General features: G+C 72.9%; 20 protein-coding genes, 3 tRNA genes and 1 pseudogene. 6 read left to right on the top strand and 18 right to left on the bottom strand.

Going from position 1 to position 24,139, the window contains the following annotated elements; translation table 11 throughout:
• Positions 1-14 precede the first annotated feature (14 nt).
• The 6 genes from rpmG to CLV35_RS16840 all read right to left on the bottom strand — a co-directional run bounded on the left by rpmG (position 15) and on the right by CLV35_RS16840 (position 2,613).
• Positions 15-179, bottom strand: coding sequence for a 50S ribosomal protein L33 (rpmG, locus tag CLV35_RS16865; RefSeq protein ID WP_121194676.1), 165 nt, complete (start codon positions 177-179; stop codon positions 15-17).
• Between the two features lie 121 nt (positions 180-300).
• Positions 301-373 (bottom strand) — tRNA-Met (locus CLV35_RS16860).
• Between the two features lie 61 nt (positions 374-434).
• Positions 435-507, bottom strand: a tRNA-Thr gene (locus tag CLV35_RS16855).
• Between the two features lie 97 nt (positions 508-604).
• Entirely contained in the window at positions 605-1,714 is a 1,110-nt protein-coding gene (locus CLV35_RS16850; RefSeq protein WP_121194675.1) for a hypothetical protein, read from the bottom strand.
• The gene (locus CLV35_RS16845; RefSeq protein WP_121194674.1) at positions 1,711-2,238 is read right to left on the bottom strand and encodes a SigE family RNA polymerase sigma factor; all 528 of its coding nucleotides are present in this window, start codon (positions 2,236-2,238) and stop codon (positions 1,711-1,713) included. Before CLV35_RS16845 ends, CLV35_RS16850 begins: the two co-directional genes overlap by 4 nt.
• A 293-nt stretch (positions 2,239-2,531) precedes the next feature.
• Positions 2,532-2,613 (bottom strand) — tRNA-Tyr (locus CLV35_RS16840).
• 127 nt (positions 2,614-2,740) lie between these two features.
• Between CLV35_RS16840 and CLV35_RS16835 the strand changes: the two genes are divergently transcribed.
• Entirely contained in the window at positions 2,741-3,232 is a 492-nt protein-coding gene (locus CLV35_RS16835) for a YajQ family cyclic di-GMP-binding protein (RefSeq protein WP_121194673.1), read from the top strand.
• 19 nt (positions 3,233-3,251) lie between these two features.
• Here CLV35_RS16835 and htpX read toward each other — a convergent pair whose 3' ends face one another.
• The 4 genes and pseudogenes from htpX to CLV35_RS16815 all read right to left on the bottom strand — a co-directional run bounded on the left by htpX (position 3,252) and on the right by CLV35_RS16815 (position 5,597).
• Positions 3,252-4,121, bottom strand: a complete 870-nt coding sequence (htpX, locus tag CLV35_RS16830) for a zinc metalloprotease HtpX (protein ID WP_121194672.1) — start codon at positions 4,119-4,121, stop codon at positions 3,252-3,254.
• Positions 4,122-4,180: 59 nt separating this feature from the next.
• Positions 4,181-4,543: pseudogene (locus CLV35_RS16825) on the bottom strand (4Fe-4S binding protein); the annotation flags it as partial.
• 5 nt (positions 4,544-4,548) lie between these two features.
• A complete protein-coding gene (locus CLV35_RS16820) occupies positions 4,549-5,139 on the bottom strand; it encodes an NADH-quinone oxidoreductase subunit C (protein WP_231121972.1) in 591 nt (196 codons plus the stop codon).
• Positions 5,136-5,597, bottom strand: coding sequence for an NADH-quinone oxidoreductase subunit B (locus CLV35_RS16815; RefSeq protein WP_121194671.1), 462 nt, complete (start codon positions 5,595-5,597; stop codon positions 5,136-5,138). Before CLV35_RS16815 ends, CLV35_RS16820 begins: the two co-directional genes overlap by 4 nt.
• A 155-nt stretch (positions 5,598-5,752) precedes the next feature.
• Between CLV35_RS16815 and CLV35_RS16810 the strand changes: the two genes are divergently transcribed.
• The 4 genes from CLV35_RS16810 (at position 5,753) to rarD (ending at position 11,784) form a co-directional block, all read left to right on the top strand.
• Positions 5,753-7,633, top strand: coding sequence for a GmrSD restriction endonuclease domain-containing protein (locus CLV35_RS16810; protein ID WP_147432001.1), 1,881 nt, complete (start codon positions 5,753-5,755; stop codon positions 7,631-7,633).
• A 256-nt stretch (positions 7,634-7,889) separates the two neighbouring features.
• Positions 7,890-9,791: a 2-oxoacid:acceptor oxidoreductase subunit alpha gene (locus tag CLV35_RS16805; RefSeq protein WP_231121971.1), complete on the top strand. Its 1,902-nt coding sequence runs from the start codon at positions 7,890-7,892 to the stop codon at positions 9,789-9,791.
• Entirely contained in the window at positions 9,788-10,837 is a 1,050-nt protein-coding gene (locus CLV35_RS16800) for a 2-oxoacid:ferredoxin oxidoreductase subunit beta (protein ID WP_231121970.1), read from the top strand. Before CLV35_RS16805 ends, CLV35_RS16800 begins: the two co-directional genes overlap by 4 nt.
• The gene (gene rarD, locus CLV35_RS16795; protein ID WP_121194668.1) at positions 10,822-11,784 is read left to right on the top strand and encodes an EamA family transporter RarD; all 963 of its coding nucleotides are present in this window, start codon (positions 10,822-10,824) and stop codon (positions 11,782-11,784) included. The genes CLV35_RS16800 and rarD overlap by 16 nt, the downstream gene beginning before the upstream one ends.
• Here rarD and CLV35_RS16790 read toward each other — a convergent pair.
• Positions 11,781-14,693, bottom strand: a complete 2,913-nt coding sequence (locus CLV35_RS16790) for a hypothetical protein (RefSeq protein ID WP_121194667.1) — start codon at positions 14,691-14,693, stop codon at positions 11,781-11,783. The genes rarD and CLV35_RS16790 overlap by 4 nt on opposite strands.
• Positions 14,694-14,884: 191 nt before the next feature.
• A complete protein-coding gene (locus tag CLV35_RS16785; RefSeq protein WP_231121968.1) occupies positions 14,885-16,405 on the bottom strand; it encodes a DUF4331 domain-containing protein in 1,521 nt (506 codons plus the stop codon).
• Positions 16,406-16,549: 144 nt separating this feature from the next.
• Here CLV35_RS16785 and CLV35_RS16780 point away from each other — a divergent pair, with 144 nt between their 5' ends.
• Positions 16,550-16,966 (top strand): Fur family transcriptional regulator, encoded by a 417-nt coding sequence (locus CLV35_RS16780; RefSeq protein ID WP_121194665.1) that lies wholly within the window; start codon positions 16,550-16,552, stop codon positions 16,964-16,966.
• Here CLV35_RS16780 and CLV35_RS16775 read toward each other — a convergent pair.
• From CLV35_RS16775 to nuoL, 6 genes are all read right to left on the bottom strand, one after another.
• Positions 16,963-17,379, bottom strand: a complete 417-nt coding sequence (locus CLV35_RS16775) for a rhodanese-like domain-containing protein (protein ID WP_231121967.1) — start codon at positions 17,377-17,379, stop codon at positions 16,963-16,965. The two genes, CLV35_RS16780 and CLV35_RS16775, sit on opposite strands and share 4 nt — an antisense overlap.
• Complete coding sequence (locus tag CLV35_RS16770) at positions 17,376-17,855, bottom strand: cysteine dioxygenase (RefSeq protein WP_121194663.1); 480 nt, start codon at positions 17,853-17,855, stop codon at positions 17,376-17,378. The genes CLV35_RS16775 and CLV35_RS16770 overlap by 4 nt, the downstream gene beginning before the upstream one ends.
• A gap of 211 nt (positions 17,856-18,066) precedes the next feature.
• Positions 18,067-19,086 carry a polyprenyl synthetase family protein gene (locus CLV35_RS16765; protein WP_121194662.1) on the bottom strand — a complete coding sequence of 340 codons (1,020 nt, stop codon included), beginning with the start codon at positions 19,084-19,086 and terminating at the stop codon, positions 18,067-18,069.
• Positions 19,087-19,094: 8 nt separating this feature from the next.
• Complete coding sequence (gene nuoN, locus CLV35_RS16760; RefSeq protein WP_121194661.1) at positions 19,095-20,657, bottom strand: NADH-quinone oxidoreductase subunit NuoN; 1,563 nt, start codon at positions 20,655-20,657, stop codon at positions 19,095-19,097.
• Entirely contained in the window at positions 20,654-22,204 is a 1,551-nt protein-coding gene (locus CLV35_RS16755) for an NADH-quinone oxidoreductase subunit M (protein WP_121194660.1), read from the bottom strand. Before CLV35_RS16755 ends, nuoN begins: the two co-directional genes overlap by 4 nt.
• A gap of 35 nt (positions 22,205-22,239) precedes the next feature.
• Positions 22,240-24,135, bottom strand: a complete 1,896-nt coding sequence (gene nuoL / locus CLV35_RS16750) for an NADH-quinone oxidoreductase subunit L (protein ID WP_183062046.1) — start codon at positions 24,133-24,135, stop codon at positions 22,240-22,242.
• Positions 24,136-24,139 lie beyond the last annotated feature (4 nt).

Raw genomic sequence — 24,139 nt, 5'->3', positions numbered from 1 at the left:
GGGGAGCCGGAGGACTAGCGGGTCTCGCGGTGGGCGCGGTGGCAGCGGCAGTTCGGGCAGAACTTGTTCAGCTCGAGCCGGTCGGGGTCGTTGCGCCGGTTCTTCTTGGTGATGTAGTTGCGGTGCTTGCACTCGGTGCAGGCCAGCGTGATCTTCGGACGGACGTCGGTGGCAGCCACGGGTGCAGCCTCTTTCCCTGTCTTCGTGTGGAGCAGTGCGTGTGGAGCAGTGCGGGGACGAGCGTACGTGCCGGACGGCGGCACGGGTGGAGCGTGGGTGCGTGCAGCGAAGGACGCGGGGTAGCGGTGACCGGACTTGAACCGGTGACACAGCGATTATGAGCCGCTTGCTCTGCCAACTGAGCTACACCGCCGAGCGGCGGTGTCGCCACCGCCGGGTGCGGGCCCCGCGAGGGGCGCCGCCGGCTTGTTCAGAGCCCCAATACGGAATCGAACCGTAGACCTTCTCCTTACCATGGAGACGCTCTGCCGTCTGAGCTATTGGGGCGTGCGAGGTGGACCCGCGAGGACCGAGGATACACGGCCCGGGACCCCCACCACCAACCGGACCCCGGCGGCCCCCTCCCGCGCCGCCGGGGAGCCGGTCACCGCACGGGGTCGGCCGTGGTGCCGGGAGTCGCAGCGGGCGTCGCGCCGGGAGCGCCGCCCAGCGACCCGTCCAGCGGACGGCCCGCCTTCGAGCCCGAGCCGCGCAGGCTGGCGTCCGGGGTCGGGTCGAGGGCGGAGCTCGAGGTCGGGGTCGCGCTCGGAGTGGCGGGCGCCGTGGCGCCGCCGGTCGGCGTCGGCGTGGGACTCGGCTGGTCGGTCGGCGTCGGGGTCGGCGTCGAGGTCGGGCCGCTCTCCTTCCAGGTCCAGCGGACCTGGTCGGTCTCGCGGTCCTCCTGGCCTGCGCAGCCGGCCTTGACGACGCCGGTGAACAGGTAGGGGCCCGGGCCGGGCAGCGTCACGTCGCCGGAGGCGTCGTCGTCGAACGACGGCCCGCTGCACGCGACGCCGAGGTCCTGGCGCGAGAGGATCTTCGAGCCCTGGTAGAGCAGCACGGTGACCGGCGCCCGGTCGCCGCCGCTGAACGTCACGGTGTAGTGGGCGCGGTAGGCGCCGGCGGCCGTGCGCCCGTTGGACGACACGGTCAGCTGGACGACCAGCGGGTCGCCGTCGGGCGTGGCCGTCGGAGTCGGCGAGGTGGTCGCGCTCGCCGTGGCGCTCGTGGTCGGCAGGGTGGGCACCGTCGGGACGGTCGGCAGCGACGAGGCCACCGGGGGCGTCGGCCGCGACGACCCGCGGCCGGGCGACGACCCGGGCCCCGGTGTGCCCGGCTGCACCTGCACGCGGGTGGTGGCCGACGCGGAGGGTGTCGGCGTCGGGGTGGGTGACGCGCTCGCCGTCGCGACGACGACGCCGGGCGTGCTCGCACCGAGGTCGCCGCCGTCGACCGTGCCGCTGCCGCCCGCGTTGCCGATGACCCAGCCGGCCGCAGCGGCGAGCGGGACGAGCGCGGCGGCCGTGGCCATCATCCGCTTCGACGCCCGGTCGGAGTGGGCGCGGGCCACGACGGTCTCGCGCAGCTCGGCGGTGTCGACGTAGCGCGGCGTCTCGTCGGCGAGGCGTCCCAGCCCGTGGCGGAGCAGCTCGCCGAGCTGGTCGGGCTCGTGCGGCTGGTCGGGGCCGTGGGAGCCGGCTGGCTCTCGGGTCACGGTCGGTCACCTCCTTCGTACTGGCGGACGCGGGCGGGGCCCTGCTCCTCGGCGATCATCGTGCGCAGGCGGGTCATCGCGGCCGAGGCCGTGCTCTTGACCGTGCCCGTCGAGATCTCGAGCGCCTCGGCGATGTCCTTCTCGCTCATGTCCTCGTAGAACCGGAGCACGATCACGGCGCGTTGGCGCCGGGGCAGCGAGGTCAGCAGGCGGCGGACGTACTCGCGCTCGTCGGCCGCGCCGTAGGGGTCGAGCAGCTCGACGTCGGGCAGCTCGGCGGTCGGGCGCTCGCCGTTCCACTTGCGCTGCCACCAGCGCGTGTAGATGCTCACCATCACCTTGCGGACGTAGGCCTCGCCGGCCGCCTCGTCGCGCAGCGTGGACCACCGCTGGAACGTCTTGGTGAGCGCCGACTGCAGCAGGTCCTCGGCGAGGTGCCGGTCCCCGGTGAGCAGGTAGGCGGTGCGCAGCAGCGCGGCCGACCGGTCGCGCAGGAGGCGGTCGAACGCCTCCGGCGTGTCCATGCGGCTCCTGTCGACGGTCTCGCGGAGCCGCCACCCGTCGGCCCCCGAGGGCGCGGGTCGTCGGCTCCCCAGCCCACCCAGGGTAGGGGGCGCGGCGAGAGAGGGCGCGGAACCACCCGCGGCCGGCGCTGCGGGCAGCGGGGACAGGTGCTGCACACCCGGTAGGAGACGGCGACCCTCCGCGCAGGTTCATCGAGCACTCGAACGGGTGTCCGGGAGCGGCGCGAGGGCCTGCAGCAGGGCCCAGGAGCACGTACGGCGCCCGGCCGAGGTGGCCGGGCGCCGTGCGGAGGTGGCAGGTGAAGGATTCGAACCTTCGTAGGCTAAGCCGACGGATTTACAGTCCGCTCCCATTGGCCACTCGGGCAACCTGCCGCGTCACCGGCGAGCCGGCGACTGCGGAAGAATAGCGGATGGGGCGACCGCCGGCCGACCGGCCCCGGGCGCACCGCCGGCACCGCACCGTACGCACCGCACGTCCCACGAGAGCACAAGGAGAGCAGTGGCCGACTCGTCGTTCGACATCGTGAGCAAGGTCGACCGCCAGGAGGTGGACAACGCGCTCAACCAGACCGCGAAGGAGCTCTCGCAGCGCTTCGACTTCAAGGGCACCGGCGCCTCGATCAAGTGGTCGGGCGAGGAGGGCGTGCTGCTCGAGGCCTCCTCCGAGGAGCGGCTGAAGGCGGCCTACGACGTCTTCCAGGAGAAGCTCATCAAGCGCGGCATCTCGCTCAAGTCCCTGGACGCGGGCGAGCCCGCGCAGTCGGGCAAGGACTACCGCTTGAGCGCCACGATCAAGCAGGGCATCGCCCAGGACGACGCGAAGAAGATCGCCAAGATCATCCGCGACGAGGGCCCGAAGGCGGTCAAGGCGCAGGTGCAGGGCGACGAGCTGCGCGTCTCGTCCAAGAGCCGCGACGACCTGCAGACGGTCATCGCGCTGCTCAAGGGCAAGGACCTCGACGTCGCGCTGCAGTTCGTCAACTACCGCTAGCGGAGCGGTCGCCGGCGCCCTACCAGGGGCGCCGGCCGGCCAGCTCCTCCAGCCGGGCGACGCGCTCGGCCGTCGGCGGGTGGGTGGAGAACAGCCGGCCCGCCCCGCCGGCGCCGAACGGGTTGGCGATCATCAGCGAGCTGGTGGTCTGGAGCCGCGGCTCCGGCCGCAGGGGCAGTGCCCTCGCGCCGGCGTCGATCTTGCGCAGGGCGCTGGCCAGCGCCAGCGGGTCGCCGGTCAGGGCGGCGCCCGAGGCGTCGGCCTGGTACTCCCGCGACCGGCTGATCGAGAGCTGGATCAGCGAGGCGGCGAGCGGGGCGAGCAGGAGCCCGAGCAGCAGCACGAGCGGGTTGGGCCGGTCCTCGTCGTCGCTGCCCCCGCCGATCGGCAGGAACATGGCGAACTGCGCGACGTACATCACGATGCTCGCGAGCGCCGCGGCGACCGAGGAGATGAGGATGTCGCGGTTGTAGACGTGCGAGAGCTCGTGGCCGATGACGCCGCGCAGCTCGCGCGGCTCGAGCATGGCGACGATGCCCTCGGTGACGCACACCGCGGCGTGCTGCGGGTCGCGCCCCGTCGCGAACGCGTTGGGCGCCTGGGTCGGCGAGACGTAGAGCCGGGGCATCGGCTGCTGGGCCGAGGTCGAGAGCTCGCGCACCATCGCGTACAGCCAGGGCGCCTCGACCTCGCTCACCGGGCGGGCGCGCATGGAGCGCAGCGCGAGCTTGTCGCTGTTGAAGTAGGAGTACGCGTTCACGCCGAGCGCGATGACGAACGCGATCGTCAACCCGCGCGAGCCGCCGACCAGCTGGCCGACGCCGAGGATGAGGGCCGAGAGCGCGCCCAGCAGGACCGCGGTCTTGAGCCCGTTGTGGTAGCCGTGCACCGAAGCCTCTCCGTCTCGACGGCTGCGCCGTCTCACCTGCACGAACGTCGCCGGACCGGCTAGTCGTTCCCCTGGTCGCGCGGTGCGGACGGCGCGTCGGCGAGCCACTCGCCGAGCCGCTCCTTGCCGTGGACCAGCTGCTCGGGCTCGGCCGCGGAGTAGTCGGTGCCGGGCGCCCAGAACAGCGCGTCGAAGGGGCAGACCTCGACGCAGATGCCGCAGTACATGCAGAGGCCGTAGTCGATGTCGAAGCGGTCGAGCACGTGCACCGAGCGCGGCCGGCCGCCGGGACCCTCGGCGGGCACGCGCTCGACGTGCGAGTCGATGGTGATGCACCAGTCGGGGCACTCGCGGACGCAGAGCATGCAGACGGTGCAGTTCGGCTCGCTCAGGGCGATGACGCCGCGGCTGCGCGGCGGGAGGGCGCTCACCGCGTACGCTCCGCGGCGTCCTCGCCCCAGGTGCCCGGCTCGGGAACGCCGGGCGGCAGCGCCCGTCGCCGGGTGCGGCCGCTCGGCTCGTGCTCGCCGGGCCACGGGCGCGCCACGCGGGAGGCGAGCACGAAGTCCTTGCGCAGCGGGTGGCCCTCGAACCCCGGCGGCAGCAGCAGGGGACGCAGGCGGGGGTGGCCCGCGAAGTCGATGCCGAACATCTCGTGCGCCTCCCGCTCGTGCCACGCCGCGCCGCGGAAGACGCCCACCGCGGTCTCGAGGACCGGCGCGCCGGGGTCCAGGGCGGTGGTGAGGAGCACGCCGTGGCCCGCGGAGGGACCGGAGGGCGCCAGCAGGCAGGCGACCACCTCGAGGTGGTCGGACTCGTCGACGCCGGTCAGCCAGTCGAACCACGTCGTGCCGAGACCGTCGCGCAGCGCTCGGAGCGCGACCGCCCACGCCTCGGGCGCCACCGCGGCGCGCGGCAGGTCGGACGGCGTGGCCAGGGTCCGCGCCGTGCCGCGCAGCGCAGCACCGAGCCCGGCGAGCGCCTGCTCGACCTGCGCGGTCTCGAACGGGGCGCTCACGAGAGGGGTGCGCCGTCGGCGAGGGAGCGCTCGAGCCGGGCCAGGCCCTCGGTCAGGGCCTCCGGCCGCGGCGGGCAGCCGGGCACGTAGAGGTCGACGGGCAGCACCTGGTCGACGCCCTTGGTGACGCTGTAGGAGTCCCAGTAGGGCCCCCCGCTGGCGACGCAGGCGCCGAAGGCGACCACCAGGCGGCGTCCGGGGAGCGCGTCGTAGGCGGCCACGACCGAGGGCAGCAGCTTGTCGGTGACCGTGCCGCTCACGAGCAGCACGTCGGCGCGCTCGGGGTCGTGCGCGAAGGGTGCCGCACCGGGGTGGTCGACCTGCCGGCGGGCCGCCGCGGCCGAGACCTCGACCGCGCAGCAGGCGAGCCCCGCGTCGAGGACGTGGAGCCGCAGGCGCGAGCCCCAGTCGAGGACGCGGGTCCCGGGCTGGCCTGCGGGTGCGGCGGTGTCTGGCACGGTGCCCTGAGGATAGTCGGCGCAGTGCCGGGGTCCCCGTTCGCCCAGAACCTGTGGAGAACCGCCTCCAGGCCCGCACCGCTGGGCTAGAGTCCGCTCGCCGGTGCCCTCCAGGGGCGCCGCTCGTCGTCCGCCGGTCTCCAGGAGGCCGCCGAGTGGGGGGTCCAACCGTGCACGTCAACCTGTCGAGGCTCCGCGAGAGGGTCGCGCTGCGCCCGCGCGCCGCCGTCGCCGCCGTCCCCGCGCTGCTGCTCGCAGGCCTGGTCGGCGTGCCCGCCGTCTCCAGCCCGGCGCAGGCGGCCGCGCCCACCGCCCGCACGGTGCTGGCGAAGGTCAAGGTCAAGGCCTACGCGCCGGTGACCGGCTACACCGCAGCGCGGTTCGGCAAGGCGTGGGCCGACATCAACCACGACACCTGCGACACCAAGAACGACATCCTCTGGCGCGACCTCGGCCGCACCGCGGTCCTGGCGCCGCGCAGCCGCTGCGTCGTGGCGCGCGGGTCGTTCCACAGCTTCTACACCGGGCGCACGATCCGCTACTCGCGCACGCACCCGGCGAACACCGCCGTCGACCGCGTCGTGACCACCCAGCAGGCGTGGCGCACCGGGGCCCGGTCCTGGACGGCGCAGAAGCGGCTCATCTTCGCCAACGACCCGCTCAACCTCGTGACGGTCGACAAGGCGACGAGCGCCCGCCGCGGCAACCGCGACGCCTCCACCTGGAAGCCGGCCACCACGGCCAGGAGCTGCAGCTACGTCGCGCGGCGCATCGCGGTGCAGGCGAAGTACGGCCTCTGGACCACCGCGGCCGAGAAGAAGACATACACCGCGGTCCTCGCGCACTGCCCCCGCCAGCCCGCACCGACCGGCGGGGCCGCGCTCCCCCGAGCTGCCGGCCGCCCCGCGCCCGGAGGCACCACGACCCCCGGCGACAACCTGCCGGCCCCCGGGTCGACCGTGAACCCGAGCCCGCGCCCCACGACGGGCACCGGCCCCGGCGGCACGGGCACCGGCCCCGGCAGCACGCCGGTGCCGGGGAGCACGGCTCCGGGCTCGAAGGGGAGCTCGCCGAAGCCCGGGTTCAGCGTCCCGCCCACGCAGGGCTCGCAGCCCGAGCCCGGGCGTGACCACACGACCGACTGGACGGTCGACCAGATGAGCCCGACGTTCGACCCCGGCACGACCTCCGAGCTGCGCAAGGCCGCCGTCGGCGCCCGTCCCGGCACCGTCATGACGCTCACCCCCGGCCTCTACCTCTCGCGCCTGGTCATCTCCGCGAGCGGGACGCCGGACCACCCGATCGTCCTGCAGGGCCCGCGGGACGCGGTCCTGAGCTCCGGCGGCATCGGCAGCGGCACCGGCCTCTACATCACCGGCAGCTGGGTCGTCGTCAAGGGCATCACGCTGTCCCACTCGCAGAAGGGCGTGCTGCTCGACGGCTCCGTGGGCACCGTCCTCGACGGGATCCAGGTCACCGACATCGGCAACGAGGGCGTCCACTTCCGCAAGGGCACCACCCGCTCCGTGCTCCGGAACAGCTGGATCCACGACACGGGCAAGTCGAGCCCGGGCTTCGGCGAGGGCGTCTACGTCGGCTCCGCGGTCAAGAACTGGAAGCGCAGCACCGGCGACGACATGACGCCCGACCGCTCCGACGGCAACCTGATCGAGGGCAACACGATCCAGGACACCACCGCCGAGGGCGTCGACGTGAAGGAGGGGACGTCGGGAGGCGTCATCACCGGCAACACGTTCCTGCACTCCGGCTACAGCGGGGCCAACTCCGCCGACTCCTGGATCGACCTCAAGGGCTCGGGGTGGAGCGTGACCGACAACCGGGGGACCAGCGCCGGCATCGCGGACGCGGTGCAGGTGCACCACGTGCTCTTCCCGCTCAGCTACCCCAGGGACGTCCAGTGCACGGCCATCCCCGGCTCGGGCGAGGACAACGCCGTGTCCGGGACGACGTTCACCGACGGCGGTTCGGCCTCGCTGTTCGACGAGCACTACAACGCCTGCCAGAACGAGATCTGACGGGCCAGGTCCCGGCGAGACCTACGACACAACCAGCGAGCGGGGCCGTCCGGCGGGAAGCCGGACGGCCCCGCTCGCTGTTGCACCCCTGTCTGATGCGTCTCAGGGTGCGGTCGACCGGCGGGCGCGCCACGCGTACCGGCCTAGGATGGGGGGTCGGCGGCAAGGGCGACGCCGTGCACACCCGGGACGCAACACCATCGACCGCGGGCACGGGGCCACAGAGGCACCTCGCTCGTGCAGGAGGCTAGTGCGCGTGGCCAAGCAGGTCCAGCAGCTCGAGCGGGTCGTCATCCGCTTCGCCGGTGACTCCGGCGACGGCATGCAGCTCACCGGTGACCGGTTCACCGCCGAGACGGCGTCGTTCGGCAACGACCTCTCGACGCTGCCCAACTTCCCCGCCGAGATCCGCGCACCAGCCGGCACCCTGCCCGGCGTCTCGAGCTTCCAGCTCCACTTCGCCGACCGCGACATCATGACCCCGGGCGACGCGCCCGACGTGCTCGTCGCGATGAACCCCGCCGCGCTCAAGGCCAACCTCAAGGACCTGCCCAAGGGCGCGCTGGCGATCGTCAACACCGACGAGTTCACCAAGCGCAACCTCTCGAAGGTCGGCTGGGACGCCAACCCCCTCGACGACGACACCCTCGAGGGCTGGAACGTCCGGCGCATCCCCCTGACGACGCTCACCGTCCGCGCGGTCGAGGGCACCTCGATCAGCAAGAAGGACGCCGAGCGCGCGAAGAACATGTACGCGCTGGGCCTGCTCTCGTGGCTCTACAACCGCCCGACCGAGGGCACCGTCGCGTTCCTCGAGCGCAAGTTCGGCAAGCGGCCCGAGATCCTCGAGGCCAACATCGCCGCCTTCCGCGCCGGCTACAACTACGGCGAGACCACCGAGGACTTCGCGGTCTCCTACGAGGTCAAGCCGGCTCCGATGCCCACGGGCACCTACCGCAACATCACGGGCAACCTGGCTCTCTCCTACGGCCTGGTCGCCGCCGCCCGCCGCAGCGGCCTGCCGCTGTTCCTCGGCGCCTACCCGATCACGCCGGCCTCCGACATCCTGCACGAGCTCTCGCGGCACAAGCGCTTCGGCGTGACGACCTTCCAGGCCGAGGACGAGATCGCGGGCGTCGGCGCCGCTCTGGGCGCGAGCTTCGGCGGCGCGCTGGGCGTCACCTCGACCAGCGGGCCGGGCGTCGTGCTGAAGGCCGAGACCATCGGCCTGGCGGTCATCCAGGAGCTGCCGCTGGTCATCGTCGACGTGCAGCGCGGCGGCCCCTCGACCGGCCTGCCCACCAAGACCGAGCAGGCCGACCTGCTGCTGGCGATGTTCGGCCGCAACGGCGAGTCGCCGATGCCGGTCGTGGCGCCGCGCTCCCCCAGCGACTGCTTCGACGCGGCGATCGAGGCGTGCCGCATCGCACTGACCTTCCGCACGCCGGTCTTCCTGCTCTCCGACGGCTACCTCGCCAACGGCTCCGAGCCGTGGAAGCTGCCGGAGGTCTCCGAGCTGCCCGACCTGCGCGTCGAGTTCGCGACCGAGCCCAACCACACCGACCCCAAGGGCCAGCCGGTGTTCTGGCCCTACCTGCGCGACACCGAGACGTTGGCCCGCCCGTGGGCGCTGCCCGGCACCCCCGGTCTCGAGCACCGCCTCGGCGGCATCGAGAAGGCCGAGGGCTCCGGCGAGATCTCCTACGACCCGGCCAACCACGACCTCATGGTCCGCACCCGCCAGGCCAAGGTCGACGGCATCGCGCGCTTCATCCCCGAGCTCGAGGTCGACGACCCCGCCGACGAGTCGGGCGAGACCGCGCGGGTGCTGGTGCTCGGGTGGGGCTCGACCTACGGCCCCATCGGTGCCGCCGTGCGCCGTGCCCGCCGGGCCGGGCACAAGGTCGCGCAGGCCCACCTGCGCCACCTCAACCCCTTCCCCGCCAACACCGGCGAGGTCCTGCGCGGCTACGACCGGGTGCTGGTGCCCGAGATGAACCTCGGCCAGCTCTCGATGCTGCTGCGCGCCAAGTACCTCGTCGACGTCACCCCCTACAACCAGGTACGCGGCCTGCCCTTCCGCGCGGTCGAGCTCGCCGAGGTCATCACCGGGCTCGTCGAGGACGTCGAGAAGCAGGCAGAGGTGGAGAACCGGTGAGCACCACGCAAGACCTCCCGACCCCGTCGCTGAGCGCCAAGGACTTCAAGACCGACCAGGAGGTCCGCTGGTGCCCGGGGTGCGGTGACTACGCGATCCTCGCCGCGGTGCAGGGCTTCATGCCCGAGCTCGGCGTGCCGCGCGAGAACATCGCCATCGTGTCGGGCATCGGCTGCTCCAGCCGGTTCCCCTACTACATGAACACCTACGGCATGCACTCGATCCACGGGCGTGCCCCGGCCATCGCCACCGGACTCGCGACGAGCCGGCAGGACCTCTCGGTCTGGGTCATCACCGGTGACGGCGACGCGCTCTCGATCGGCGGCAACCACCTGATCCACGCGCTGCGCCGCAACGTCGAGCTCAAGATCCTGCTCTTCAACAACCAGATCTACGGCTTGACCAAGGGCCAGTTCTCGCCCACGTCCGAGCTGGGCAAGATCACGAAGTCCTCTCCGCTCGGCTCGCTCGACTCGCCGTTCAACCCGGTGAGCCTGGCCATCGGCGCCGAGGCGAGCTTCGTCGCGCGCACGCTCGACTCCGACCGCAAGCACCTGACCTCGGTGCTGCGCGCCGCCGCCCAGCACAAGGGCTCGGCGCTGGTCGAGATCTACCAGAACTGCAACATCTTCAACGACGGCGCCTTCGACGTCCTCAAGGACCCGGAGACGCGCGACGAGTTCGGCATCCGGCTCGAGGCCGGCGCGCCGGTCCGCTGGGGCAACCAGGGCCAGTACGGCATCGTCCGCGACCCGGCCTCGGGCGAGCTGCGCGAGGTCGACGACGTCACCGACGACAACGCCGACCGCCTGGTCGTCCACGAGCCGGGCAACCCCGACCCGACGCACGCCTTCGCGCTCTCGCGCCTGCAGGACGCCTCGCTCGCACGCACCGCGTTCGGCGTCTTCCGCGACGTCGCGCGTCCGGCCTACGGCGCGATGGTCGCCGACCAGCTGGCCCGGGCGGCCGAGACGCAGGGCCCCGGCGACAGCGACGAGGCGCTCGCCGCGCTGCTCGCCGGCGGCGACACCTGGACCGTCGCGTAGCCGCCGCTCCCGCCCCTGAGGCCCGTGCCGCCACGGGCCTCTGGGCGGCGTTCGGCGCCTACGTGCTGTGGGGTGCCTTCCCGCTCTACTTCCCGCTGCTCGAGCCGGCGGGAGCGCTCGAGATCCTCGCCCACCGGGTGTTCTGGACGGCCGTGACGTGCCTGGCCGTGCTGCTCGTGATGCGCCGGCCGCTGCCGTGGCGCGGGCTGTCGCGGCGCCAGGCCGGGGTGCTGGCCGCAGCCGCGGTCGCCAACGGCACCAACTGGGGCGTCTACATCGCGGCGGTCAACACCGGGCACGTCGTCGAGGCGGCGCTCGGCTACTTCATCAACCCGCTGGTCTCGGTGCTGCTCGGCGTCGTCGTCCTGCACGAGCGCCTGCGCCGGGCGCAGGCGGCCGCCGTCGCCGTCGCGGGAGCCGGCGTGCTCGTGCTGACCGCCGCGTACGGTAGTGTGCCCTGGATCGCTCTGGTGCTCGGGCTCTCGTTCGGAACGTACGGCCTGCTGAAGAAGCAGGCGGCCGTGGAGCCGCTGCCCGGGCTCGCCGTCGAGTCGCTGGTGCTGGCACCGCTGGCCGTGGCGCTGCTGGCGGGCATCGAGCTCACCGGCCGCGGCAGCCTGTCGGCCGGCGCGGAGCACGACGTGCTGCTGGCCACGACCGGACTCGTCACCGCCGCGCCGCTGCTGCTGTTCGGGATGGCCGCGCTGCGCGTCCCGCTCAGCGTCATGGGCCTGCTGCAGTACGTCACGCCGACCCTCCAGCTCGGCATCGGCGTGCTCGTGCGCCACGAGCCCATGACGCGCACCCGGTGGGCGGGCTTCGGGCTGGTGTGGGCCTCGCTCGCCGTCTTCGCCAGCGACCAGGTGCGGGCCTACCGGGCCAGGCGCGCCGGAGCCCCCCTCCCCGAGCGGGGAGAGGGGCTCCTGGTCGCCGACCGGGACGGCTAGTAGCCGAACCGGACGTCGGTGCGCCGGTTGAGCGAGCGCCCGCGCGAGGTCGCGTTGTCGCCCACCGGGCTGGTCTCGCCGTGCGAGACCACCACCGCGCGGATGGCGGTGCCTCGAGCGAGGAAGGCGCAGGTCGCGCTCGCCCGGGCCCGCGCCAGCGTGGCGTTCTCAGCTCCGCCCCGTGAGTCGGTGAACCCGTCGCACCGGATGACCCGGACGCCGATCAGGACGTTGCGCAGCTGCGCCAGGTAGCTGCGCTCACCGGGCCGGAGCACCGCGCGCGAGGTGTCGAAGAAGACCGGGCGCGGCGCCACGAGCGTGTTGGCGACCACCCGCGCGCGGGTCGTCGCGACGACAGCCGAGCCCGGCCCCCTGGCCGTCGCGGCAGCCACCAGCGCGAGCGGCACGCCGCCGGGTCGCGCGGCGAGCGCCCGGCCGACCGCCGTGAGCTGCACGGTCGCCCGCACGGCGTGGGTCTGCACCCCCGTGGCGACCACGCCGGTGCCGGTGCCGACGACGACCCGTCGCCCGCTCACCGTCGCGTACGCCGTCACCGTGCACCGCGAGATCCGACCGATGTCGATGCGACAGGTCGTCGGCAGCGTGCCCCGCGTCGCCGACGAGGTGGCGACCTGCGCACCCCTGGCCCGTACGGCCGTGAGCGTGGCGGTCGGGCTGGTCACCCCACCGACGACGGAGGCGGCGTACGTGGCGCTGCTGGTCTGCGCGTAGGCGTCGGTCACGCGGAAGGTGACCGGCGTCGCGCGACCGGTGAAGCCGGCCGCGGCCGTGAACGTGATGACGCCTGTCGTCACGTCGAGCGAGTAGACGCCCTGCCCGGGCACGACCACGCGGGTGCTCGGCCGCCCCTGCGCGTCGAGCAGCGTCACCGATCCGCCCGACGGGATTGCCACGATCGCCGACTGGACAGCACCCGGCCCGCCGGTCGAGCTGACCGGTGCCGCCGCCGTGGGCGTCGGCGAGCTCACCGTGGCGGCGTACGTGGTGCGCACGACCTGCCCGTAGGCGTCGGTGACCTGGACCACCACCGGCGTCGAGGTCCCGCTGAAGCCGGCGACCGGCACGAAGCTCACGGTGCCCGTCGCAGGGTCGAGCAGGTAGGTGCCCTGACCCGGCACGACCACCGTGGCGGCGGGAGCGCCCGCAGCGTCGAGGAGCGTGACCGAGCCGCCGGCCGGGACGGGGACGCGGACGGTCTGGGTGCCGGTCCCGGTCCCGCTGCTCGTCCGCGGAGCCGGAGCCGGGGCGGGCGGCGCAGTGACCGTCGGGGTGTAGGTGCTCGTGCCGGCCTGGCCGAACGCATCGGTGACGCGGACGGTGACGGGGGTCGCCGTGCCGGCGAAGCCCAGGACGGGGGTGAACGTCACCGCTCCGGTCGCCGGGTCGAGGACGTAGGTGCCCTGGCCGGGGACGGTGACCGTCGTGGTGGGGGTGCCGGACGCGTCGAGCAGCGTGACCGACTGGCCGGGGCCGACCGGCACCGTCACCGACTGCGGGGTCGTGCCCGACCCCGTGGACGAGGAGGCGGCGGGAGCGGGGGCGCCAGCGACCAGCACGGTCGCCGCGGTGGAGGCAGCGACGTACGTGCTGTCGCCAGCCTGCCTGGCGAGCAGGCTGCAGGTGCCCTGGGCCACCACGGTGAGGGTCGCTCCCGAGACGGTGCAGACCGCCGGGGTGCTGCTGGCGTAGGTGACGGGCAGGCCCGAGGACGCGGTCGCGGTGAGGGTGACCGGAGCAGCCGTCGCCGGCAGGGCGGCGGTGGGGCTGAAGGCGACGCTCTGGGTCCGGTAGGTGGTCGACGCAGAGGGGTTCCCGCCCAGCCCGTTCGTCGCGGTGGCGACGCAGCTGTAGGAGGCGCCGTCGGTGAGGCCGGAGACCTGCACGTTGCGCGTCGTGCCCGTGCCCGTGCGTACGTCGGCGGGGTCCGCGGTGTTCGTGCAGGTCACGGAGTACGTGTCGACCGAGGTGTCGGTGTCGACGAGCCCGACCGGGACCACGATCGTGCCCGGGGCGGTGGAGGTGACCGACGTCGGCGCGGGCAGCGTGGCCGTCGGGATGACGGGCACTCTCAACAGGGTGTCGGTCTCGGAGAACTGGCCGTCGGCGTCGGTGGCCTTCACCTTGACCGCGTAGAAGTCGCCCGCGGAGTACTGGGAGGAGAACGTCGTGCCGCCCGGGCAGAGGGCCGCGGACAGGCGCAGCACCCCGCCGGTGAACGAGGAGCACGGCAGTGCCGTGGCGCCGAAGTCCGGGCCGGTGGGGCTCGTCAACTGCTGGTAGGTGACCGCCGTGCCCTCGGGGTCCGTGGCCCGGTAGTCGAGCGACAGCTCGCTCGTCCCTGCGATGGGGATGAGCGTGTAGAGGTTGTCGTGGTCGAACTGCGGTGGCAACGACACCGTGCCGCCGGGGTTCACCGTGACCGCCATCGCCTGCGAGAACGAGTCGTTGCCGCTCGTGTTGCGCACGCCGGCCACCCGGGCGCTGGACGCCCGGTAGAACTGGTAGGTGTCCGGCGAGCCGAGCAGGCTGGTCATGTCGACCGTGAGCGTCTCGCTGCTCAGGTCGAACAGCGGGTCGGTGGTGTTCTGCGGCGCGGTCACCAGCGTCCGCGGGAGGCCGGTCACGGTGGTGCCGTTGCTGACTCGCGTCAGCGTCATGTTCGCGGAGTTGCCGCCGAAGAACGTCCCGTTCGACGTCTTGCGCCAGGCGCCGTCGACGTGCCAGGTGACGACGCCGTTGGCGAAGGTCGTCGTGGTGACCGAGGCTCGGAAGTGGCTCGCGGAGGCGGGCAGGGCGGTCGCCAGCAGGGTCGCCGCAGCGAGCCCTCCGGCTAGGACGGTCTTCCAGGCGCGGCGGCTGTGCCCGCCCCTTGCTCGGTGACGCTGCACGGACTCTCCTTGATCGGCGACGAGAGCGCCTGTTCTACACCAATTGCCGCCTTTGATGCACAGAGAGGTCGACAGCGGGCAAGGTGGCCACTACGCAACGTCATGCCACCTCCGCCGCGTCACGACGCTCGAGCCCCCTGCCCGGGACGCCGGGGCAAGGGGCTCGAGCGGACGTGCGGGACGCTGCCCGGCTAGGCCGGCAGAGCCGTGCGCCGACGGCGCACGGCGACCCCCGCTCCGAGCAGAGCGAGCAGCCCCAGCGAGCCGAGAGCCACCGGCTCGCCGAGACCACCGGCGGGCGAGCCGGACCCGGTCGGACGCGCACCGGTCAGGAAGCTGGTCGCGCCCTGCGGGCCGGGTCGGGTCACCGAGCCCGACCACGGCAGGGCGACGTAGGGGAAGGTCGTGCCGAACGCCTTGTCGTTGGCGTCCACCCCGTCGCCGAGCCCGTCGACCGCGGCCGCGTGGCCCGGCAGCAGGGCACCTTCGAGCGCCTGGAGCGAGATGTCGACGACGTCGTCGCCGAGGCGACGGCCGTTCGGGAAGCCGGCGAGGTCTCCCTTGAGCACGCCGAGCCGGTTCGGGGTCGCCGACGGCGCGACGGCGGTGTTGAGGCGGAGCTCCTCGCTCGGCGTGACCTTCTTCGGCTGGGTCAGCCCAGGGACGCCGGTGAGGAAGACCTGTGCGAGGTCGTTGCGCGGGGTGGCCGGGGCCGGGATGCCGTAGATCGACTGCACGAGCTTGGGCACCTCGGGGTCGAGGACGTACTTCCCGAACTGCGCGTCACCGGAGGGCACCGACGCGTTCCAGACGTCCTTCTCCTTCACCGGGAGGACGGCCTCGTTGACCAGGGGGCTGCCCAAGCGCGAGACGGAGACCTGGCGGCCCTTCGAGTTCTCCGTCAGCACGGAGGTCCAGACGCCGATGACGGGGTCGCCGCCTGCGGTCAGCTGGGACTTCGGGATCTGGATGCCGAGCGTGTTGACGTTGTAGCCGTGCAGCGTGTCGTTGCCGACCTCGCTGAGGTTGCCGCCGTAGAGCAGGTCGAAGATGCGCAGGTCGAGGAAGAACGGGTCGTCCGCCTGGCCGGCGAAGACGTGACCGCCCCCGGCGACCGGCTGGACCGCGCCGTCGCGCAGCGCGCCGTAGTCGGGCATGGACGCGGCACCGACGTCGCTCGGGGCGGCGTCGGCCTTGCGCAGCAGCTTCGAGCGGCCGTCGGCGTCGATCCGTCGCACCGAGTAGGTCTGCCGGAAGTTGAGGTCGGGGTCGGTCAGGCTCGTGACGGCGCCGGTGTTGTAGAGGAAGGACTTCCGGTCCTGGTACGCGCTCCTGAAGGTGAACTCGTAGGTGATGTCGGCCTTCGCGTCGCCGTTGTTGTCGATGTTGATGTCGTACTTCGCGTCGTCGGACCACGGGTAGAAGTTCGGGCCGCCGGAGGGCTCCTCGAACGGCTGGAAGTTGCCCAGGATGGTGACCGTGTCGGGCTTGTCCGGGCTCACGAACGCGTAGGTGTCCGTGGCGTCGAGCTTCGGGGTCCCCGCGACCAGTGGTGCCTCGCGGTGGCTGGACGCCGACGCCGACCCGGCAGGCAGGACGGCGAAGGCCGTGCCGACCAGGGCGGTGGTGGCGAGCAGTGCAGGCAGCCGGCTGCGTCGGCGCTGCTCGAGGTTCTTCGTGCGGGCGGGAGGAACGGCTGGCTGTCGGGTCACGTTCGGGGGCCTTTCTGGCTCCGTACGGTGCTGGGAGGTCCAGCACGCCGTCTCCTCTTCGTCGCGGCGCCCGCTCCGGACTGCCCCGTGCGTGAGGCAGATCACAGGGATCGTCGCCCAGCACGCCATGGGCATACTGGACACGTGGCTCTCAACGAACTCGCACCGACCCGCACGCGCTCGACGCGGCAGCGATCGGCGGTCGCGGCGGCGCTGGACGAGCTCGACGACTTCCGCAGCGCCCAGGACCTGTTCGCCCTGCTGCGCTCGCGCGGCGAGTCCGTCGGCCTCACCACGGTCTACCGCGCCCTGCAGACGCTGGCGGAGGCGGGCGAGGTCGACGTCCTGCGCCGCACCGACGGCGAGTCGGTCTACCGCCGGTGCAGCGCGAGCCACCACCACCACCTGGTGTGCCGCAGCTGCGGGCGCACGGTGGAGGTCGAGGGCCCGGACGTCGAGCGCTGGGCCGCGACCGTGGCCGGGCAGAACGGCTTCGTCGACGTGACCCACACCGTCGAGGTCTTCGGCACCTGCGGCGACTGCGCGGCCTCGGACTCCTAGGACCTCGGAAGGACCGGCAGGCCCGCGGCCTTCCACGCGCGGAACCCGCCCACGAGGTCGGCCGCCCGCCAGACGCCCAGCTCGACGAGCGCGGCGGCGGCCAGGCTCGAGGTGTAGCCCTCGTTGCAGACCACGACCACCTGCAGGTCGTAGGAGGCCTCGGGCACCCGCGCGCCACTGGCGGGGTCGAACCGCCACTCGAGCACGTTGCGGTGCAGCACCACCGCGCCCGGGATCTCCCCCTCCGCGAGGCGGTTCTCGTCGGGTCGGATGTCGACGAGGACCGCACCCTCGCGCTGGGCCAGGGCCGCGGCGGCCGGGTCGAGCCGCTCGATGCGCGCACGGGCGTCGGCCAGCACCTGCTCGATGCTGCGGCGGGGAGCAGTGCTGCGGGGCGGGGTGAGGACGCTCACCACGCCTGCTCGGGCTCGTCGCCGGTGATCGTGTAGGCCGGCTCGAGGCCACCGGGCGCACGGCGGTAGTAGGTCATCTGCTCGAGCGGAGGCGAGTAGGCGTGGATGCTGGCCGCCGGCGTCGAGGTCGCGTTGCGCACGTCGTGGACGACACCGGGGGCGACCCACTGGACCTGCCCCTCGCGCAGGTCGGCGGCCTCGAGCCCGCCGGAGGGCTCCGGGCGGACCTCCTCCAGGACGCCCTCGACGACGGTGAACGCCGCCGAGGAGCTGCCGTGGTCGTGCAGGTCGGTCGAGCCGCCGCCCGGCCAGGTGATGAGCCAGACGTCGACGGTGTCGTCGCCGGCGAGCCTGGTCCACCAGCGCCGGTCGGGGTGGCGCTCGAGCCGGGGCGCCCAGGTCGACGGGTCGGCAGCGAGGTCCTGGACCAGCTCGACGAGAGCGGACAGGGACAGGGGTGCAGCGGTGCGGGACATGCGCGGGCTCCTCGGGAGACGGACGGAGGGCCGCGACGAGCGGGTCGTCGGTCGCGGCCGGGTGTCAGACCCCGGAGCGACAGGCTGCGGTGGTGCGTCGACCGGTGTCGAGGTAGGGCCGGCCGTGGAGGCGGCGGCGGACACGGGACGCGATCACGAGGTCCACCGTAGCGCCGCGGACCGCGACTTGTCTACTAGACAGGTCCAGAAGTCAGCCGGTGCGCTGCACCACTGCGTCGCACAGCGCCTCGAGGGCCGCCCGCGCCGGGACGTCGGGCAGGTCGGCGAGCACGGCCCGGGCGTCCTCCGACCAGCGCACCAGGTCGGCCCGGGCCTGCTCGATGGCCGGGTGGGCGCGCAGCAGGGCGACCGCCTCCGCGAGCCGGGCGTCGTCGCCGAGGTCGCCGTCGAGCAGCTCGGCCAGGCGCGCGTCGGCGGGGTCGGCCGGATCGGCGACCCGACGGAACCACAGCACGGGCAGCGTCGCGACGCCCTCGCGCAGGTCCGTGCCCACCGCCTTGCCGGACGCCTGTGACTCGGCCTCGACGTCGAGGAGGTCGTCGGCGAGCTGGAACGCGACGCCGATGAGCTCGCCGAAGCGCGTCAGCGTGTCGGCGACCTGCTCGCTGGCGCCAGCCTGGAGGGCGCCGAGCCGACCGCTCGTGGCGATGAGCGAGCCGGTCTTGTCGGCCAGCACCGCGAGGTAGTGCTCGAGGGGGTCGCCGGCACCGGGTCCCGCGGTCTCCCTGACCTGCCCGACGACCAGCCGCTCGAACGTGCGTGCCTGCAGCAGCACCGCGTCGGCCCCGAGCTCGGCCGTGCGGGCCGCCGCGCGAGCGAAGAGGAAGTCGCCGACCAGGATCGAGACCGAGTTGCCGAAGCGTACGTTGGCGCTCGGCGCCCCGCGGCGCAGCGTCGCGTCGTCCATGACGTCGTCGTGGTAGAGCGAGGCGAGGTGCGTCAGCTCGACGACGACCGCCGCCTCGACCACCCCGTGGCGCGCCGGGTCGCCGAACTGGGCGCCCAGCAGCGCGAGCATCGGGCGGAAGCGCTTGCCGCCCGCGTCGACCAGGTGGCGGGCGGCGTCGGTGACCAGGCCGAACTCGCTCGTGACGTCGTCGCGCAGTCGCCGCTCGACCTCCTCGAGCGAGTCGGCGAGCTCGGCCTCGAGGGCCGGGTCGATCGCCGGGAGGCCGAGGCTGCGGGGTGAGGTCGAGATCGGTGCAGGCATGAGGGGGCTCAGCGTACGAAACCCGCGGCGTTGGACGCGAGGTCGAGTACCGGCTGGGGCGCCACGCCGAGCACCAGGGTCACCGCGACGCCGAGGGTGAGCGCGATGGTCGTGAGGATGCTGGGCACCACGACGACCGGTGCGTCGGCACCCGGCTCGGTGAAGAACATGAGGACGATGACGCGCACGTAGAAGAACGCGGCGACGACGCTGGCGAGCACGCCGACGACGACGACCTGCGGGGCGCCGCCGTCGAGCGCGGCGCTGAACACGGAGTACTTGCTCATGAAGCCCGAGGTCGGCGGCAGTCCGGCGAAGGCGAGCAGGAACAGCGCGAACGCGCCGGCCACCCAGGGCGAGCGGCGCCCGAGGCCGGCCCACTGGGAGAGGTGGGTGGCCTCGCCCGCCCCGTCGCGGACGAGGGTGACGACGGCGAACGCGCCGACCGTCGCGAAGCCGTAGGCGACCAGGTAGAACAGCACGCTCGAGATGCCCTTGTCGTCGGCCGCGAGCACGCCGACGAGGAGGAAGCCGGCGTGTGCGATCGAGGAGTAGGCGAGCATGCGCTTGACGTCGGTCTGGGTGAGCGAGAGCACCGCACCGACGAGCATCGTCAGGATGGCGACGCCCCACATCAGCGGGCGCCACTCCCACTTGAGCCCGCCGAGCGCCACGTAGTAGACGCGGAGCAGGGCCCCGAACGCGGCCACCTTGGTGCAGGCGGCCATGAAGCCGGTCACCGGCGTCGGGGCGCCCTGGTAGACGTCGGGCGTCCAGGCGTGGAACGGCGCGGCGCCGACCTTGAACAGCAGGCCGACGGTCAGCAGGGCCACCCCGGTGAGGAGCAGCGCGTCGCTGCCCGAGGCGGTCGCAGCGGCGTCGGCGATGCCCGAGAGGCGCACGGTGCCGGCGTAGCCGTAGAGCAGCGCGATGCCGTAGAGGAAGAACGCCGAGGAGAAGGCGCCGAGCAGGAAGTACTTCATCGCCGCCTCCTGCGAGAGCAGGCGGCGCCGGCGGGCGAGCCCGCACAGCAGGTAGAGCGGCAGCGAGAGCACCTCGAGCGCCACGAACATCAGCAGCAGGTCGTTGGCCGCCGGGAACAGCAGCATGCCGCTCACCGCGAACAGCGTGAGCGGGAAGACCTCGGTCTGGGCGACGCCGGCAAGCGCGCCGGAGCGCTCCGCGTCGGAGCCCGGCAGCGCCGACGCCTGCGGAGTGAAGGCGCCGGCCGAGCCGGAGTCGAGCGAGCGCTCGGCGATGAGCAGCAGCGCCGCCAGCGACAGCAGCAGGATCGTGCCTTGGAGGAAGAGAGCGGGACCGTCGACGGCCACCGCACCCTCGGCCATCACGCCCCGGCGGTCGCCGGAGGCGACGACGCCGACCATGGCCAGCGCGCCGAGCAGCCCGAGCACCGAGACCGCGAGCTGGAGCGCCCACCGGTACGCGCGTGGTGCCAGCGCCTCGACGAGGACCGCGACGACGGCGGCGCCCAGGACGACGAACAGCGGCGAGAGCGCGAAGTACTCGATGTGGGGCGTGGGGAAGGTGTCGACCGCGGCAGCCGTGTTCACTTCGTCGTCCTCTCGGCCGTCGCCGCCTGCCCGGCCACGGGGGCCGGGTCGTGCTGGTCGACGGACTGTAGCGTGCGGCCCACAGCCGGGTTGACGACGTCGAGCACGACCTGCGGGGCGACCCCGAGCCCGATGAGCAGGGCGATGACGGGGGCCACGACCCAGGCCTCCCTGGCCACCATCTCGCGGACGCCGCCCACCCCCTCGGCCACCGGGCCGGTCATCGTGCGCTGCCACAGGATGAGGATGTAGAGCGCGGCCAGCACGATCGCGGTGACCGCGATGCAGGCGACGACCTTGTAGCGCTCGAAAGTGCCTGCCAGCACGAGGAACTCGCTGACGAAGCTCGAGAAGCCGGGCAGTGCCAGGCTGGAGAGGCCCGCCAGCAGGAAGCTGCCGGCCAGCAGCGGCGCCACCGTCTGGACCCCGCCGAAGTCGGCGATCCGGCGGGAGCCGCGGCGCTGGACGAGCATGCCGGCGATGAGGAACAGCCCGGCGGTCGAGAAGCCGTGGCTCAGCATGTAGAGGGTCGAGCCGCTCTGCGACTGCGTCGTCATCGCGAAGATGCCCAGCGCGATGAAGCCGAAGTGCGAGATCGAGGTGTAGGCGACCAGCCGGATGATGTCGGCCTGGCCGATCGCGACCAGGGCGCCGTAGACGATGCCGACGACCGCCAGCGCGATGACCACCGGCCGGGCCCAGACGCTCGCGTCGGGGAACAGCGGGAGGCAGTAGGCGATCATCCCGTAGGTGCCGATCTTGTCGAGCACGCCCACGAGCATCACCGCTCCCCCCGGCGGCGCCTCGGCCGCCGCGTCGGGCAGCCAGGTGTGGAACGGCCACAGCGGCGCCTTGACCGCGAAGGCCGCCATGAAGCCGAGGAAGAGCCAGCGCTGGGTGGTCGGGTCGATCGAGGACGCCTCGAGCGTGGTGCGGAGGAAGCCGCGCTCGCCGCCCGGGCCGGCGACGTAGGTGCCGATGACCGCGGCCAGCATGAGCAGGCCGCCCAGCAGCGAGTAGATGAGGAACTTGACCGCCGCGTAGGACCTCCGCGGACCACCGAAGCCGCCGATGATGAAGTACATCGGGATCAGCGAGAACTCGAACGCGACGTAGAAGAGGAAGACGTCGGTGGCGCTGAAGACCAGCACCAGCAGCGACTCGACGAGCAGCATCAGCGCGAAGAAGGCCTGCGGTCGCGAGCGTCCCTCGCTCGGCACGTCGTTCCAGGACGCCAGCAGGCACACCGGCGAGAGCACCGCGGTGAGCCCGAGCAGCACCAGGGCGATGCCGTCGACGCCGAGCGAGTAGCTCGCCCCCAGCGCCGGGATCCACTCGTGCAGCTCGGTGAACTGGAAGTGCTGGCCCGAGTCGCGGTCGAACTGCAGGGCCACGACGAGGACCAGCGCCAGCGTCACCAGCGAGACGGCGAGCGCAGCCCGCTTGGCGAGCTCCTCGCGCCCGCGCGGCACGGCGGCCACCGCGAGAGCGCCCACGGCGGGGACGGCCGCAGCGACGCTGAGCCAGGGGAAGGCGGGGTCAGCCACGGTGCACGCTCGCCTTCGACAGTCGCGTCATCGCTTCAGATCCTCACGATCAGCAGGGCGCCGGCGAGCAGCACGGCGCCGCCGAGCACGGACAGGGCATAGCTGCGGACGAACCCGGTCTGGAGCCGGCGCAGGCGTCCCGAGGTGCCGCCGATGACGGCGGCGAACCCGTTGACCAGGCCGTCGACCCCGCGCAGGTCGCCGAAGACCAGCGAGCGGGTGACGTACTGGCCGGGGCGCATGAGCACCGCCTCGTTGACCGCGTCCTGGTAGAGGTCGTTGCGGGCCGCGACGGTCAGGGGGCCCGCGACCGGAGCGGTGAGCGGGACCTCGCGGCGCGCGTACATCGCGGCCGCACCGGCGACGCCGCCCAGCACCACCAGCAGCGTCAGCAGGCTGAGCACCAGCGGCGACATCGTGTGGGCGCCCTCCTCGGCGCTCTTGCCCACGGCCGGTTCGAGCCAGTTCTGCAGGGTCGCGCCGATGGTGAGGACGCCACCGAGGAAGACCGAGCCGAGCGCGAGCACGACCATCGGCGCGGTCATGAGCGTCGGTGCCTCGTGCGGGTGCACGTCGTCGCGCCAGCGGCGCGGCCCGAGGAACGTCATGACGAAGACGCGCGTCATGTAGAAGGCGGTGATGCCGGCGCCGAGCAGGGCGACCAGGCCGAGGATCCAGCCGCTCGTGCCGCCCTTGTCGAAGGCGGCCTCGATGATCTTGTCCTTGCTCCAGAAGCCGGAGAACGGCGGGCAGCCGATGATGGCGAGGTAGCCGAGGCCGAAGGTCGCGCCGGTGACGGGCATGACCCGCCACAGCCCGCCGAAGCGGCGCATGTCGGTGCGGTCGCCCATCGCGTGCATCACCGAGCCGGCGCCGAGGAAGAGCCCGGCCTTGAAGAACCCGTGCGTCAGCAGGTGGAAGATGGCGATCGCGTAGCCGGCGGGTCCGAGGCCCGCGGCCAGCACCATGTAGCCGATCTGGCTCATGGTCGAGGCGGCGAGCGCCTTCTTGACGTCGTCCTTGGCCGTGCCGATCAGCGCACCGAACAGCAGCGTCGCGGCACCGACGATCGTCACGACCAGGCGGGCGTCGGGCGACTCGTCGAAGATCGCCCCGGAGCGCACGATGAGGTAGACCCCGGCAGTCACCATCGTCGCCGCGTGGATCAGGGCCGACACCGGCGTCGGACCGGCCATGGCGTCGCCCAGCCAGGACTGCAGCGGCAGCTGGGCGGACTTGCCGCAGGCGGCGAGCAGGAGCAGCAGGCCGATGGCGGTCAGCCGCCCGTCGCTCGCCGAGCCGGCGTTGGGCAGCACGCGTGCGAAGTCGGTGGCGCCGAAAGTCGTGAACATCATGACGATGGCCAGCGACATGCCGATGTCACCGACGCGGTTGGCGACGAACGCCTTCTTCGCCGCGGTCGCGTAGGGCGGGTTGTGGCTCCAGAACCCGATGAGCAGGTAGGACGCCAGCCCCACGCCCTCCCAGCCGACGTAGACGAGCAGGTAGTCGCTGGCCAGGACCAGCAGCAGCATCGCCGCGACGAACAGGTTGAGGTAGGCGAAGAACCGGCGCCGGTGGGCGTCGTGCTCCATGTAGGCGATCGAGTAGACGTGGATCAGCGACCCGACGCCGGTGATGAGCAGCGCGAAGACGATCGAGAGCTGGTCGAGCTGCAGGCCGACGTCCACACGGAAGCCGCCGGTGTGGACGAAGGTCCAGAGCTTCTGCACCGCGGGACGGTCGGCCTCGTCGCGGCCGATCATCTGCACCCAGACGACGGCCGCGACCACGAAGGCCGCGACCGAGGCCAGCGTGCCGATGACGTGGCCGAACCGGTCGGTGCGGCGTCCGCCGAGCAGCAGCACCGCGGCACCGGCCACGGGCAGCGCGAGCAGGGCAGGCGCCAGCGCGTACGAAGTGGAGGTCACGCGT

This window comes from Motilibacter peucedani (genome assembly GCF_003634695.1).
Classification (GTDB): Bacteria; Actinomycetota; Actinomycetes; order Motilibacterales; family Motilibacteraceae; genus Motilibacter; species Motilibacter peucedani.
Note: the sequence above shows the minus strand (reverse complement) of the source record. Positions and strands in the feature narration are given on the sequence as shown.